The sequence below is a fragment of the Bacillus sp. AM1(2019) genome, from assembly GCF_009906915.1.
Classification (GTDB): Bacteria; Bacillota; Bacilli; order Bacillales; family Bacillaceae; genus Bacillus; species Bacillus velezensis.
This window is the reverse complement of sequence record NZ_CP047644.1, coordinates 3,902,960-3,917,665: the sequence shown is the minus strand read 5'-3', so window position 1 is coordinate 3,917,665 and position 14,706 is coordinate 3,902,960. Positions and strand designations below refer to the sequence as shown.

Genomic DNA, 14,706 nt, shown 5'->3' with positions numbered 1-14,706 from the left:
AGATGAGACAAATAAAAACACCTTCAAGTTTGAATACGGATGATTGTTATCCGAAATTAGACTTGGAGGTGTTTTTTCTATGGGGACAAGAGTGAGTTATCCGGTTGAAGCGAAACAGAAGGCTGTAGAAATGAGATTGGCAGGCGTACCTATGAAAGAGATCATGCAGGAGTTGAATATTAAGAATAAGACACAGGTTCAGACATGGGTTAGATGGTATAAGGCTGGTGATACACATCGATTCGAACAGCCTGTTGGAAAGCAATACACTTACGGAAAAGGTCCGGAGTATTCTTCCGATTTAGAGAAACTGCAGGCAGAGATTCGTTACCTGAGACAACAGAATGAAGTTTTAAAAAAGTACAACGAATTGGAAAGGAAGTTGATAGCGAAACGTCAGTCGAACTTGTAGAAATATTGCACAGCACAATGACCGTACAGGATATCTGTATTCATTTAGGTATCTCTCGAGCGTCTTATTATCGTTGGAAGAAGAATCTGATGAAGGATCATCCCAAGCGCCATTTGGAAAAACAAATCGGCACGTTGTGCCGAGAGCACAAGTATCGATATGGATATCGAAAAATCACAGCCATACTAAAAAAGAGAATGTGTATTAACCATAAAACGGTTCAACGTATTATGCAGAAAAATCAATGGCAGTGTCGGGTTAAGGTGAAAAAGCGCAAGAAGGATGGGCAGCCATATGCCGTGGTCGATAATATATTGGATCGGAACTTTCAGTCTGATCGTCCTCTTGAAAAACTAGTAACGGACATCACATATTTGCCTTATGGACAGAAACAATTGTACCTTTCCAGTATATTAGATTTATACAATGGAGAAGTGATTGCTTTTACTATTGGGGATAAGCAGGACACAGCCTTTGTCTTAGACACACTTGATCAGCTACCAATGCTGCCTGAGAACTGCGTGTTACATAGTGACCAAGGTTCTGTGTATACATCTTACGAGTATCAAAAAGCTGTTAAAACAAAAGGCATTACCATGAGCATGTCCCGCAAAGGGACGCCCGCTGATAATGCCTCCATCGAATCGTTTCATTCCTCGCTAAAGTCTGAAACGTTCTATCTTAACAGCATTGATCGAACTACGACTGCCATCGTAGAACGCACTGTCATAGAATACATTCATTATTATAACAATATTCGTATTCAAACCAAACTAAACAACCAATCACCGATAAACTATCGGCAATTGGCTGTTTAAAAGGTGTTTTGACCCCTGTCTCAAAAACGGGGGGCAGTCCCAAGGGACGAGGCTTTTTTTTATCCTCTGCTTCTGGCGATCAGGCTGAATAAGAATACCACGATCGCAGCTCCGATGATTGCCGGAATGATGGCAAAGCCGGCAAGGTGAGGACCCCATGTGCCGAGCAGTCCGTGCCCGATCCATGCGCCGATCAGACCGGCGATCATGGACCCGATGATTCCTCCGGGCATACTGCCTTTTACAAATAAACTTCCGATCCAGCCGATAATAATAGCGACAATCAGAGATACGATAAAACTCATAAATATCACTTCCTATTTTTTATTATTTATGCCTATATGTTTCCTTCGTTTTGTCCATATTAAACATATGAATGCGTTTTTTATAATGAACATACTCAAGGCGCGTTCCGGTCTTTTTTTTCACAATGCGTTGCGTTAAAATGGAAACCGTGTGAAAAGGTGTGAGCGAAGGAAAAAATATTTCTTTTGTAGAATGTTTAACAAAATGAAACTTTTTGTTGACCAGCGATTTTTATTATGGTAAACCTTTATTTGGTATTATTCGTTCTCACTATCTTTTTTCTCTATATATGCTAAATGATCTAAAACTTTTTATGTTTGATTTGCGCAAGTGGAAAAAGTTCATGCATTTTTTGACGATTTTGTGACATTAGGTCGAAAAAAAGATGAACTTTAGAAAAAAATAAAGCTAATAAGGGCAGATTTTGATAGCATAACAAGGTAGATAGAGAAAAGATTTTGAGAAAGTACATTTCAGATTCACTACATCAATAGGAAGGATGGTGATCTTCTTGTTCAGAGCATTTAAACCGTTACTTTTATTAGCGATGTTGGCTGTTGTTTTCGTACTGGGCGGATGCAGCGACATTTCCGTTTTAGATCCGAAAGGACCTGTAGCAGACCAGCAGAAAGATCTGATTCTCTTGTCAATCGGATTTATGCTGTTCATTGTCGGCGTCGTATTCGTACTATTTACAATCATTTTAGTGAAATACCGCGACCGCAAAGGCAAAGACAGCGGAAATTACAAGCCCGAGATGCACGGCAACACGTTCTTAGAAGTAGTCTGGACAGTGATCCCAATTTTAATTGTTATTGCACTTTCTGTGCCTACCGTACAGACGATATATTCGTTAGAAAAAGCGCCTGAAGCGACAAAGGATAAAGAGCCTCTTGTTGTTTATGCTACTTCGGTAGACTGGAAATGGGTATTCAGCTACCCAGAGCAGGATATTGAGACGGTTAACTACCTGAACATTCCTGTAGACCGTCCGGTTTTATTTAAAATTTCTTCAGCCGATTCAATGGCATCGCTATGGATTCCTCAGCTTGGGGGACAAAAATACGCGATGGCGGGAATGCTGATGGATCAATACTTACAGGCTGACAAAGTGGGAACATATGAAGGCCGCAACGCGAACTTCACCGGCGAACACTTTGCCGACCAGAAATTCAACGTAAAAGCTGTTACGCAAAAAGACTTTAACAGCTGGGTGAAAAAAGCCCAAAGCGATTCTCCAAAGCTGACGAAAGAGAAGTATGACGAACTGATGCTTCCGGAGAATGTCGGAAAATTAACGTTCTCTTCTACACACTTAAAATACGTTGACCACGGCCAAGATGCCGAATATGCGATGGAGGCGCGCAAACGCCTTGGCTACAAAGCCGTATCACCGCACTCTAAAACAGATCCGTGGGAAAATGTAAAGAAAAACGAATTTAAAGTATCCGACGATAAACAAGATTGAAATTGAACAAGAAAGGAGGAAGCCCGAATGAAATTGAGATGGGATGAATTTTTTGTAACAGGTGACCCATTAATTCTGGGCGCACAAGTTTCCATTGCGCTTTCCACTATTGCTATCATCGTTGTACTCACATACTTCAAAAAGTGGAAATGGCTCTGGTCTGAATGGCTTACGTCTGTAGACCATAAGAAACTTGGAATCATGTACATTATCTCTGCTGTTATCATGCTGTTCCGCGGCGGGGTCGACGGCTTGATGATGCGCGCCCAGTTAGCGCTTCCTAATAACAGTTTTTTAGACTCAAACCACTATAATGAGATCTTTACGACTCACGGTACGATCATGATTATCTTCATGGCGATGCCGTTTTTAATCGGTCTGATCAACGTTGTCGTACCTTTGCAGATCGGTGCGCGCGACGTAGCATTCCCTTACTTGAACAACCTGAGTTTCTGGACGTTCTTCGTAGGTGCGATGCTTTTCAATATTTCTTTCGTTATCGGAGGTTCTCCGAACGCAGGCTGGACGAGTTACATGCCGCTGGCAAGCAACGACATGAGTCCCGGGCCTGGTGAGAACTTCTACCTGCTCGGTCTTCAGATTGCCGGTATCGGTACGCTGATGACGGGTATCAACTTTATGGTGACGATCCTGAAAATGCGTACGAAAGGCATGACGCTGATGCGTATGCCGATGTTCACATGGACGACGCTGATTACAATGGTTATTATCGTATTCGCCTTCCCTGTTTTGACAGTGGCATTGGCGCTGTTATCATTTGACCGTTTGTTCGGCGCTCACTTTTTCACGCTGGAAGCCGGCGGTATGCCGATGCTTTGGGCTAACTTGTTCTGGATTTGGGGACACCCTGAAGTATATATCGTTATCTTACCGGCATTCGGTATTTTCTCTGAAATTATTTCAGCGTTTGCAAGAAAGCAGTTATTCGGTTACAAAGCGATGGTCGGCTCAATTATCGCCATTTCCGTCCTGAGTTTCCTTGTATGGACTCACCACTTCTTCACAATGGGGAACAGTGCGTCTGTTAACTCTTTCTTCTCGATTACAACGATGGCGATTTCGGTTCCGACCGGGGTTAAAATCTTTAACTGGCTCTTTACGATGTATAAAGGCCGAATCAGTTTTACAACACCGATGCTGTGGGCGCTTGCGTTCATCCCGAACTTCGTTATCGGCGGGGTAACAGGGGTTATGCTTGCGATGGCTGCAGCGGATTATCAATACCATAATACGTACTTCCTCGTATCTCACTTCCACTATGTGCTGATCGCGGGTACGGTATTTGCATGTTTCGCAGGTTTTATTTTCTGGTATCCGAAAATGTTCGGCCACAAGCTGAACGAAAGAATCGGAAAATGGTTCTTCTGGATCTTTATGATCGGATTTAATGTATGTTTCTTCCCTCAATACTTCTTGGGGCTGCAAGGTATGCCTCGCCGTATTTACACATACGGACCGAATGACGGATGGACTGCATTGAACTTTATTTCAACTGTCGGAGCCTTCATGATGGGTGTCGGATTCTTAATCCTTTGCTACAACATCTACTACAGCTTCCGCTACTCTACTCGCGAGATCAGCGGAGATTCATGGGGCGTGGGACGTACGCTTGAGTGGGCGACTTCATCTGCGATTCCGCCGCATTACAACTTTGCGGTGCTTCCTGAAGTGAAATCTCAAGATGCGTACCTGCAATTGAAAGAAGACAAAACGGATATTCATCCGGAAAGCAAGTTCAAGAAAATCCATATGCCGCACAACTCCGGAAGACCGCTTATTATGTCAGTGGCGTTCGGTATTGCAGGCTTCGGACTTGTATTTGAATGGTTCTGGATGGGCATTGTCGGCTTGATCGGCATTCTGCTTTGCATGGTGCTTCGTTCATTTGAATATGACAATGGCTACTATATACCTGTTGAAGAAATAAAAGAGACGGAAAGAAAGATTTCCGAATAAAGGAGGCGTGATTTATGGAACATGCAGAACACGGCAATTCTAACGCGCCTATGGAATATCAATCTGAAACCGGCAGACTCAATATTCTCGGGTTTTGGATCTTTTTAGGGGCAGAGATTGTGTTGTTCTCAACACTATTTGCAACCTTCTTCGTTCTTCAAAGAAGAACAGCAGGAGGAGTCTTACCGGCTGAATTATTTGAAGTGAAGCTTGTCATGATCATGACATTCCTGCTTCTGATCAGCAGTTTCACCTGCGGGATCGCTGTTCATGAAATGCGTCGCGGAAGTTTAAAAGGCGTCGTCATTTGGACGATCATTACGCTTCTTCTCGGCGCGGGCTTTGTCGGATGTGAGCTTAACGAGTTCATCCACTATGTACATGAAGGAGCATCTCTCGGTACAAGTGCTTTCTGGTCTGGATTCTTCGTCCTTCTGGGAACGCACGGAACGCACGTAACGATCGGTATCTTCTGGATTGCCGGCATCTTACTGCAATTGAAGAAACGCGGATTAACGCCGCAGACGTCTTCAAAAATCTTTATCTCAAGTTTATACTGGCACTTCTTAGACGTTGTTTGGATCTTCATCTTTACAGGCGTCTATCTCATCGGATTGGGGGGACTATAATATGGCAAACAAATCTGCTGAACACAGCCACTTTCCGTGGAAGCATATCGTAGGTTTTGCGTTGTCTATTATTCTGACCCTGCTGGCCCTTTGGGTTGCGGTATATACGGAATTAAGCCCATCAGCAAAACTCTGGATCATTTTCGGATTCGCATTTATCCAAGCCGGTCTTCAGCTTCTCATGTTCATGCACATGACAGAAAGTGAAAACGGCGGAATTCAAGTCGGAAACACGCTCTTCGGATTTTTCGGAGCGATTGTTATCATCCTTGGTTCCATCTGGATCTTTGCGGCGCACTACCATCACGGTGACCATATGGATGGAAACCCTCCTGGCGGTGCGAAGCAACATTCCGAACATCAGGAATAAAAAGAAACCCTCTTCGTTTATGCGAAGAGGGTTTTTTGTGCCTTTATTGGCTTCTTCTCCGGCGCAGGCGCGGAAGGCCGTAAATGATAAAGGCGGCGATATGGGCAACGATGACGTTGGCGGCAAACAGGATGATCATGAGTGTATGGCCGAGAGGGGATAGGCTGCTGGTTGCGTAAAAGTAGAAGAAAACCCACATGAGAATAATTGGCGGTATGGCCGAAAGAGCCACTTTTTTGTTATCCAGCCAGATAAAGAGGGGTGTTGCGCTTGCGACCAGTAAATAAGCAAAAAACATGTCCATCTTACGTGTCTCCTTTCATTTTATGGGAGCGTTTCCAAAATGAAATACAGAGAATAAAATGTGTCTGTTTTGTGGTCGTTTTTTGAACATTTTGTTACAATTATTATACCATGTTTTCCAATTTTTGATACCGCTTTTTCGAGAAATGTATTGCAACTATTGCCTCATTTTTGGATAGGTACAAGAAACCGGAAAGGCCAAATACCCTGTCACATTTCCGGACAATGGAATGGCGCAGGCTGTGAACCTTTGCTATGGTCAAAGAAACATGCACAGCAAGGGTGGTTTGAAGTGGACGTAAGGAAAGAAGATGTCACAGCACCGGATGTCATTGCGCTTTTGCAGGATCATCTGAAGAGCATGACCATGCATTCTCCTCCGGAAAGTATACATGCGCTCAATGCGGACCGGCTGCGTCAGCCTGACGTTACGTTTTGGAGTGCGAGGGAAAACGGCATCCTGCTCGGCTGCGGTGCCTTAAAGGAGCTAAACAGCCGGCACGGTGAGATCAAATCAATGAAAACCTCTCCGCATCATGTCAGAAAAGGCGCAGCCAACCGGATCCTCCGCCATATGCTTGAAGAAGCAAGGCGGCGGGGCTATCAGCGGATCAGCTTAGAAACCGGTTCTATGGAGGCTTTTCTCCCCGCCAGACGCCTGTATGAAAAAGCCGGGTTTCAATATTGTGATCCGTTTGCACATTATAAAGAGAACCCGAACAGCTTGTTTATGACGTTAAACATAAGCTGAACCCCCTTTTCTGATGAGAAGGGGTTTTTTATCGGAAAAGTTTCATCATGACCGAAACATTTCCTTTTCTGACACGTCATATGTCGTGTAGTCCCCAAACCGTAAAAAATAAAAAGGAAGCAACCTCATCATGTTTTCTTGAACTGTGTTCATGTATAATAAACAATAGTGACTTCCGATGAAAATGTAAGGCGGGATAGAATGAGTCGATATAAGAAACAGCAAAATCCCTATTATCAGGGGGATTTGATTTTTATATTTGGTGTGTTTTTAATAATTAGTGTTGCGGCGATTTATGCGGCCGGACAGTTCGGGCAGTACGGAGGCAGTGCCTGGATGAAACAGATTGTCTTCTATGTTATAGGTGCGGGATTCATCGGATTATTGCTGTACTTTGATTTAGAGCAGCTTGAGAAACTGAGTCTGTACGTATTGATTGCCGGCGTGCTGTCGCTGCTCCTTTTGCGTGTGGCGCCGGAATCCATCGCGCCGATTAAAAACGGAGCGAAGAGCTGGTTTCAAATCGGAAACTTTACCCTCCAGCCCTCTGAGTTTACGAAAATAGGAATTATGATGATGGTCGCGTCCATTATATCGAAGGCGGGCCCGAAGGATCAAAGATCACTTCGGGAAGATGTGAATCTGCTCTTGAAAATTGCGGCATGGACGGTCATTCCGCTCGGGCTGATCGTTTTGCAGGATGCCGGAACGGGTGCGATCTGTCTGTTTATCGTTATGGTGATGGTGTTTATGTCGGGTGTAAACTGGAAGCTGATCACCATCATCGGCGGTTCGGCCGCGCTTGTGCTTGGCCTTTTCTTAGTTCTCGTGATTGAATTTCCCCATGTGGCGAATTCAATCGGCATTGCGGATTATCAAATTAACCGGATTACATCGTGGATGTCTGACTCCAGTGCGGCAACGACTCAGGCAGAGAGCGATAAAAGCTGGCAGGTGGATCAGGCCGTTATGGCGATCGGATCGGGCGGCATTACCGGAAACGGCGTTCATAATCTGAAGGTGTACGTACCTGAGGGACAGACCGACTTTATCTTTGCGATTTTGGGTGAAAGTTTTGGATTTTTAGGCTGCGCCATTGCGGTTGTCATGTTTTTCTTTTTAATTTACAGACTTGTGGTGCTGATTGACCGCTTGCATGCGTTTAACCGATTTGGAGCGTTTTTTTGCGTAGGATTTACTGCACTTATCGTGATTCACACCTTCCAGAACATCGGGATGAATATCGGCATTATGCCGGTTACCGGTATTCCGCTGCTGTTTGTCAGTTATGGGGGGAGCTCGGTGCTTTCTACATTAATCAGCTTCGGGATCGTATATAACGCAAGTGTGCAGCTGACGAAATATAAAAGCTACTTGTTCAATTCTTAATGTGAGACGGCTCGTTTTTCGGGCTGTCTTTTTTTGTTTAGAGCATTTCGCTTTTGACATGATTCCCTTTCGGATATGATATATAAAGAAGGAGGCTTTTATATGAACAATACCATCGAAACTATACTTAATCATCGGTCGATCCGATCATTTACTGACGAGCTTCTGACAGCAGAAGAGATAGATACATTAGTGAAAAGCGCCCAGGCGGCGTCAACGTCCAGTTACGTGCAGGCTTACTCCATCATCGGTGTAACCGATAAAGAGAAAAAGCGGAAGCTGGCGGCACTGGCCGGAAACCAGCCTTACGTCGAAAATAACGGGCACTTGTTTGTGTTCTGCGCTGATTTGTATCGTCATAAAAAACTTGCTGAGGAAAAAGGTGAAAACATTACCGAGCTTCTTGAGAATACGGAAATGTTTATGGTCAGCGTCATTGATGCCGCACTTGCCGCACAAAACGTAAGTGTTGCCGCGGAATCAATGGGACTTGGCATTTGTTATATCGGAGGCATTCGAAATGAACTTGATCAGGTGACAGAAGTGCTTGGAACACCTGACCATGTGCTGCCGCTGTTCGGCTTGGTAGTCGGTCATCCCGCTCATCCGTCCGGTCAAAAGCCGCGCCTGCCGAAACAAGCCGTATATCATGAAAACACGTACGATACGAATGAAGAACACTTCCGCAGTTATATGAAGGAATATGATGAAACCATTTCCGCTTATTATGATAAACGGACAAACGGCAAGCGGGTTGAAACGTGGTCTGATCAAATCCTCCAGTTCATGAATCAAAAACCGAGAACCTATTTAAATCAATATGTAAAAGATAAAGGTTTTCAAAAGAATTAAGAAAAAACCTCTCCTGACCGGGAGAGGTTTTTTTATGTTTCACGTGTAACATATTTCGACAAAATGGAACAAGGTATATAAATGTTTATCATCAGGGATGCTTATAAGCATACAGAAAGAAAAAACGGCTTAGCAGTGGTACGATGTTGATGAGGTGACAGTGATGATTTCATTAAGCATATTAGATCAATCTCCTGTATCAGAAGGGAGTTCTGCGGAAAGTGCTCTGCGGAATACAGTAAGACTGGCGCAGGAGGCGGAAAAGCTCGGATATAAGAGGTTTTGGGTGTCAGAGCATCATTTTTCAGAGCGGTTGGCGGGTTCAAGCCCTGAAGTGCTGATCAGCCATATTGCGGCGAAAACGAATGAGATTCGTGTAGGATCGGGCGGTGTCATGCTTCCGCATTACAGCGCATATAAGGTGGCGGAGAATTTCCGCGTGCTTGAAGGTTTGACGCCGGGCAGAATCGATCTCGGATTGGGACGGGCGCCGGGCGGAATGCCGATCGCATCATGGGCGCTGAATGACGGCGGGAAGCGGAATGCTGATCAATATCCGCAGCAGATTCGTGAGCTGGCGATGTATTTGCATGATGCAGCCGATGACAATCACCGTTTTCCGAATCTGACTGCATCACCCCTTATTAAGACGGCGCCTGAAGTCTGGCTTCTCGGTTCATCGGGGGAAAGCGCGCTTCTGAGCGCAGAAACGGGAGCAGGCTATATGTTTGCCCATTTTATTAATGGAGAAGGCGGAGAAAGCACGACGGCACAATATAAGCGCAGATTTAAACCTTCTCTATTAGGAAAAGAACCAAAAACGGCCGTGGCGGTGTTTGTGCTGTGCGCGGATACGGAGGAGAAAGCGGAGGAACTCGCGGCTGTCATGGATTATACACTGCTTGCGGGTGAACAGGGGATTCCGCTTCACGGCGTACCGTCTTACGAAACCGTCCGCGGAAATACGTATACACCGTATGAACAAAGACGAATTGCCGATAATCGGAATCGAATGATCATCGGAACGAAGCTGCAAGTGAAAGAACAGATTCTGGCTCTCAGTAAAGCATACGGAACAGAAGAAGTGATGGCTGTAACCATTACTCATCATTTTGAAGATAAACTTCAGTCATACCGCCTGCTTCGAGAAGCTTTTGCCGAATGATCAGAAAGAAACCCTGCTGATGCTCCAGCAGGGTTGTTCGGTTATTCAATGATAAAAGGTTTTTCAGTCAGCACCTGGCTTGATTTCCCTTTGTTCGCGGCATAGGCCAGCATATAATATTCTCCTGCCGGCAGTGCGGTGTCACCATTGACTTTGCCGTTCCAGTCGAAATATTGATAGCCTTTATCCTGCTTTTTATAAATGCCGGCTTGGCCGGCAAAGTCAAGATTACTGTCATATACAAGGAAGGCAAGCTCTTCAGCTCCCGCCGGAAGATAGGTTTCAATTTGGTAGGTTCCCTGCGTTGTGCCGTCCTGCACGTCGATTGACGTCACGCGCGGATAGTCCGGCTCTTTTACAATCAGCAGCGTCGGCACTTTTGCGACTGTTTTTCCGCCTTCACGCACTGTGACGGTTCCCTCATAGGTGCCTGCCTTTACTTTTTTGGCATTGACCTTTACTTTCGCATTGACCTTTCCGGTTTGATGAGCGGGGATCACGACCCGGTCTGTGCCCGAAACGGTAATGCCCGTGCCGTTGAAAGAGTACTCGAGCTGATATGATTTTCTGATGGACGATTGGTTTTCAATCGTAAAGGTTTCTTTTTTCGTTTCATTGCCTTTGTCTTTCATAAACGTTCCGTAAGAATAACTTCCCGGGGCGACAAGGGAGTCTGCTTTGATCGCCTTCATGATTCTGATGCTTCCGGCGCCTTGCGCATTATGCGGGTATACGTCACCGTCCGCGTCCGTTAAGGTTTCCGCGGTGTTCATGAGAGCGGCTTTTATTTGTTCCGGGCTCCATTTCGGTTTGGCCTGCTTGATAACGGCAGCTGCGCCGGCTACATGCGGGGAAGCCATGCTCGTTCCCTGCTTCGATCCGTAGCCGTACGGGTCGGCCGGATCATGGGTCGGAATGGTGCTGACGATGTTTACGCCGGGAGCGGAGACGTCAGGTTTAATCATCCACGTGTCCATAACCGGACCGCGTGACGAAAAGTCTGCCATTTGTTCAGTGAGCGATTTAGCCACGGATAAATTGAATGTCGCTTTTGTGCCGCCCGCTTTTAATTGGCTGACGAGTTTTTCGCCGTCTTCTGATGAAAGCTTAATCGTCGGCACTGACATGCCCGGTACGTTGGCTTCAATTTCTCCCGGGGCATTGTTATACACAACCATACCGATCGCGCCCGCTTTTTTGGCGTTGTCGGCTTTATCGACAAAGGCGATGCTGCCCCGTTTGACGACAGCGACTTTTCCTTTCAGATCTTTGCCTTCAAAATCCTTTTGCTCGCCGATACCCGCCTCTATGAGCTCTGTTTCTTTTTTATTCAGTGCTTTTATGTCATCTTCTTTGTTGTAGCCCATTACTTTCGCTGAGGAATAGGAACCGAAGGAGACGGCGTACTCGTTCAGCGGCAGCTGGGTCGCTCCGACGGAGATGGCTTCTCTGGACGTTCCCGGAGAGCCGACGGTCCAATTGTTCGGCCCGCTGTTTCCGTTTGATGTAACGGCCGTGACGCCTTCTGACATAGCCCAGTCAAGCGCCGTGCTTGTCGCCCAGTCTGGGTTATTCACAGAATTGCCGAGAGAGAGGTTCATGACATCCGCTCCGTCCTGTACGGCGCGTTCGATGCCGGCGATGACGTTCTCCGTTGTTCCGCTTCCGCCCGGACCGAGCACACGGTAGGCAAGGAGTGTAGCATCCGGCGCGACGCCTTTAATCGTTCCGTTTGCCGCTACCGTGCCCGCGACATGGGTTCCGTGGTCAGTCGACGCGCCTCTCGGATCACCGGACGGCGTTTCTTCAGGATCGTAGTCGTTATCCACAAAATCGTATCCTTTATATTGTCCGAAATTTTTCTTTAAGTCAGGGTGTTTATATTCGACACCGGTGTCAATAATGGCAACCTTGACGCCTTTACCCGTATAGCCGAGCTTCCACGCGTCATTTGCCCCTATATAAGGCGCGCTGTCATCCATCTGCGGAGACACGGCATCCTTAGATAGGGTGATGTCTTTATCTTTGAGCTGATCGGTATGATAGGTGACATTCGGATAAACCGCTTTGACATCCTGATCACTCAGCAGTTTGGGGATTTCATTTGCCGGGAGTTTCATGGAGAAGCCGGAAAACACTTGCTCATATTCCCTGTTGATTTTTCCGTGTTTAATGGTTTTGAGCGCTTTCTTTTTCACTTTTGCGCGTTCGCTTTTCAGCTGGCTTTTTGTCTGTGCTTTGCCGAGTTCCTTTGCTTCCGCCAGTGACTTTTCCTTCAGCTCCACGATGACTGTCGTTTGTTTGCCGGTGGTCATATCAATGTCACCGAACACCTCAGCCTTCTCAAGATCAGGAGTTTGCGGTTTTGAAGCCGGCGCAGCCTGTGAACTTGTGGATAAGGTAAAGGATAAGACAAAAGCCGGAAGCAGATAACGGATGATTCCTTTTTTCAATCGTGTTTCCCCCTTTTTCTTTATCTAAATTAGAAATCTAGTATATATTTCTTGAAAATTCAAAATAATCCTTGTGACATATGACTCATTTATGGAAATTGGTCTGTGAATAAGGAGGGAGTTATACACAGAATCCTGTGTATAACTGAATAAATTTGTGTATATATATTGTTGGGAACGAGTGTTCCTATACAAAATATAGATCGAGTTTGTGGATATGTGGATATACCCTGTGTTTAAGCTGTGCTTAACCAAGGGATAAGGTGTGTATAACTTTTTTTATCGGCTTTTCCATTTTTCAGGTCATTTCCATCAGCTTTCAACAAAACTTCTGAAAACTAGTTTGTTTTTTCACTCATATTGTGACAAACAATTCGCCCGGCCGCGTCTATCATAGAGTCATAGGGTTGCTAGACCCGCTAGTTTTTAGCGGAGAAGGATCGGCCGCCTTTTCCGTTAAAGCGGAGAGAAAAACAGGCCTGCGAACAAGCTGTCTGTCAAAAAGAAGCGGAGGGATGATTTGCAATGAAACGTTTGCTAGTATCTTTACGGGTGTGGATGGTCTTTCTGATGAACTGGATGGCGCCGGGTAACGGAAGATATCCATTAGCCGCCGTGTACGGAAACCAAGCGGCTTATCATAAGAAAGCGAAGCGGACGGCTGGGGCTTTTTCGTTTGTGAGCCGTGTCCGATCGGCGGATTTGACCGATGAAACGAAATCGGCCCGCGGCAGGCTGGATAAAAACCGATGGATGCCTGTCCGCAAAGAATTGCCGAAACGGGAGCGCGCGGGTCCGGCACCTTTACATCATATGAAAAAGAGGGTACAATCCCACTAAACATATGAACGGGAGCGAACCTCTTGAGAATAGACAAAGTATTAAACAACAATGCGGCGTTAATAAAAGAAGACGGACGGGAAAAGATCGTAATGGGTCCCGGAATCGCTTTTCAAAAGAGAAAAAATGATGTGATTCAAAAGCATAAAATTGAAAAAATATTTGTCGTGCACGACGAAAATGAAAAGTTCAAACAAGTGTTAGAAACGCTTCCCGAAGAGCATATAGAGGCGGCTGAAGATATCATCAGCCATGCGGAGGGAGAGCTTGCGGCACCTTTGAACGATCACATCCACATTGCGCTGGCGGACCATTTATCCTTTGCGATCGAAAGGATTCAAAACGGCCTTCAGGTGCATAACCGATTGCTTCATGAAATTAAGGCGCTTTATAAAAAAGAATATGAGATCGGCCGCTGGGCGGTTGAACACGTGAAACAAACCCTCGGTATATCATTGCCTGATGATGAGGCGGGGTATATCGCGCTTCATATCCACACTGCCAAGGCGGATGCCAAAAGCATGTATTCGGCGATGAAGCATACAACCATGATCAAAGAAATGATCGAAAAGATCGAATCCTTTTTCGAACAGAAGGTGGATGAAGACAGTATTTCCTATCAGCGCCTCGTCACGCACTTACGGTATGCGGTCAGCCGGTTGGACTCAAATGAAGCACTCCATTCCATGGACGAGGAGATGCTTTATTTCATCCAAAAAAAGTATCCGTTTGCTTATCGGTGTGCGCTTGAACTGGCGGCGTTTTTAAAAACTGAATATGATTTGGAACTGCCGGAATCCGAGGCCGGCTATATCACGCTGCATGTCCAGCGTCTGCAAAAAAACCCGGAATAACGCGTCTGTTTCGAGAAACAGACTTTTTTTTTGAAAACATATTGACGAAAGCGCTATCATGGAATAGAATGAAAGCGCATTAAAAAAACTGAATCCGGCGGGATTGTGACTGGTAATGC

14 protein-coding genes are annotated in these 14,706 nt (G+C 45.6%); 11 read left to right on the top strand and 3 right to left on the bottom strand.

Annotation, left to right across the window (positions count from 1 at the left end; translation table 11 throughout):
• The first annotated feature begins 79 nt into the window (after positions 1-79).
• Positions 80-1,230 (top strand): IS3 family transposase gene (locus GNE05_RS19505; RefSeq protein WP_099566475.1). Its coding sequence is split into 2 segments (ribosomal slippage): positions 80-353 and positions 353-1,230, totalling 1,152 coding nucleotides; the frame shifts between segments, so codons are not numbered across the junction.
• A 59-nt stretch (positions 1,231-1,289) separates the two neighbouring features.
• On the opposite strand, the gene GNE05_RS19500 is transcribed toward GNE05_RS19505, so the two are convergent.
• Positions 1,290-1,535 carry a GlsB/YeaQ/YmgE family stress response membrane protein gene (locus tag GNE05_RS19500; RefSeq protein WP_014419187.1) on the bottom strand — a complete coding sequence of 82 codons (246 nt, stop codon included), beginning with the start codon at positions 1,533-1,535 and terminating at the stop codon, positions 1,290-1,292.
• A gap of 503 nt (positions 1,536-2,038) precedes the next feature.
• On the opposite strand from GNE05_RS19500, the gene qoxA reads away from it, so the two are divergent.
• The 4 genes from qoxA to qoxD are packed head-to-tail and all read left to right on the top strand — an operon-like array spanning position 2,039 to position 5,980.
• Positions 2,039-3,004 carry a cytochrome aa3 quinol oxidase subunit II gene (qoxA, locus tag GNE05_RS19495; RefSeq protein WP_012118744.1) on the top strand — a complete coding sequence of 322 codons (966 nt, stop codon included), beginning with the start codon at positions 2,039-2,041 and terminating at the stop codon, positions 3,002-3,004.
• Between the two features lie 27 nt (positions 3,005-3,031).
• Complete coding sequence (gene qoxB / locus GNE05_RS19490) at positions 3,032-4,981, top strand: cytochrome aa3 quinol oxidase subunit I (RefSeq protein ID WP_014419186.1); 1,950 nt, start codon at positions 3,032-3,034, stop codon at positions 4,979-4,981.
• 14 nt (positions 4,982-4,995) lie between these two features.
• Complete coding sequence (qoxC, locus tag GNE05_RS19485; protein WP_003150930.1) at positions 4,996-5,610, top strand: cytochrome aa3 quinol oxidase subunit III; 615 nt, start codon at positions 4,996-4,998, stop codon at positions 5,608-5,610.
• A gap of 1 nt (position 5,611) precedes the next feature.
• Positions 5,612-5,980: a cytochrome aa3 quinol oxidase subunit IV gene (gene qoxD / locus GNE05_RS19480; protein WP_014419185.1), complete on the top strand. Its 369-nt coding sequence runs from the start codon at positions 5,612-5,614 to the stop codon at positions 5,978-5,980.
• 43 nt (positions 5,981-6,023) lie between these two features.
• On the opposite strand, the gene ywcE is transcribed toward qoxD, so the two are convergent.
• Positions 6,024-6,284 (bottom strand): spore morphogenesis/germination protein YwcE, encoded by a 261-nt coding sequence (gene ywcE / locus GNE05_RS19475; protein ID WP_007614574.1) that lies wholly within the window; start codon positions 6,282-6,284, stop codon positions 6,024-6,026.
• Between the two features lie 291 nt (positions 6,285-6,575).
• Here ywcE and GNE05_RS19470 point away from each other — a divergent pair, with 291 nt between their 5' ends.
• The 4 genes from GNE05_RS19470 to GNE05_RS19455 all read left to right on the top strand — a co-directional run bounded on the left by GNE05_RS19470 (position 6,576) and on the right by GNE05_RS19455 (position 10,440).
• Entirely contained in the window at positions 6,576-7,034 is a 459-nt protein-coding gene (locus GNE05_RS19470; RefSeq protein ID WP_029972914.1) for a GNAT family N-acetyltransferase, read from the top strand.
• Positions 7,035-7,235: 201 nt separating this feature from the next.
• Positions 7,236-8,423: an FtsW/RodA/SpoVE family cell cycle protein gene (locus GNE05_RS19465; protein WP_014419183.1), complete on the top strand. Its 1,188-nt coding sequence runs from the start codon at positions 7,236-7,238 to the stop codon at positions 8,421-8,423.
• 102 nt (positions 8,424-8,525) lie between these two features.
• Positions 8,526-9,275: an oxygen-insensitive NADPH nitroreductase gene (gene nfsA, locus GNE05_RS19460; protein ID WP_137987911.1), complete on the top strand. Its 750-nt coding sequence runs from the start codon at positions 8,526-8,528 to the stop codon at positions 9,273-9,275.
• 163 nt (positions 9,276-9,438) lie between these two features.
• Positions 9,439-10,440, top strand: coding sequence for an LLM class flavin-dependent oxidoreductase (locus tag GNE05_RS19455; RefSeq protein ID WP_053573941.1), 1,002 nt, complete (start codon positions 9,439-9,441; stop codon positions 10,438-10,440).
• Between the two features lie 41 nt (positions 10,441-10,481).
• Here the strand turns inward: GNE05_RS19455 and GNE05_RS19450 are convergent, their stop codons facing one another.
• The gene (locus GNE05_RS19450; RefSeq protein WP_160183113.1) at positions 10,482-12,893 is read right to left on the bottom strand and encodes a S8 family peptidase; all 2,412 of its coding nucleotides are present in this window, start codon (positions 12,891-12,893) and stop codon (positions 10,482-10,484) included.
• A gap of 525 nt (positions 12,894-13,418) precedes the next feature.
• On the opposite strand from GNE05_RS19450, the gene GNE05_RS19445 reads away from it, so the two are divergent.
• Together GNE05_RS19445 and GNE05_RS19440 are read left to right on the top strand one after the other, a co-directional pair.
• The gene (locus tag GNE05_RS19445; protein WP_003150952.1) at positions 13,419-13,733 is read left to right on the top strand and encodes a hypothetical protein; all 315 of its coding nucleotides are present in this window, start codon (positions 13,419-13,421) and stop codon (positions 13,731-13,733) included.
• 23 nt (positions 13,734-13,756) lie between these two features.
• Positions 13,757-14,587, top strand: coding sequence for a PRD domain-containing protein (locus GNE05_RS19440; protein ID WP_014419179.1), 831 nt, complete (start codon positions 13,757-13,759; stop codon positions 14,585-14,587).
• Positions 14,588-14,706 lie beyond the last annotated feature (119 nt).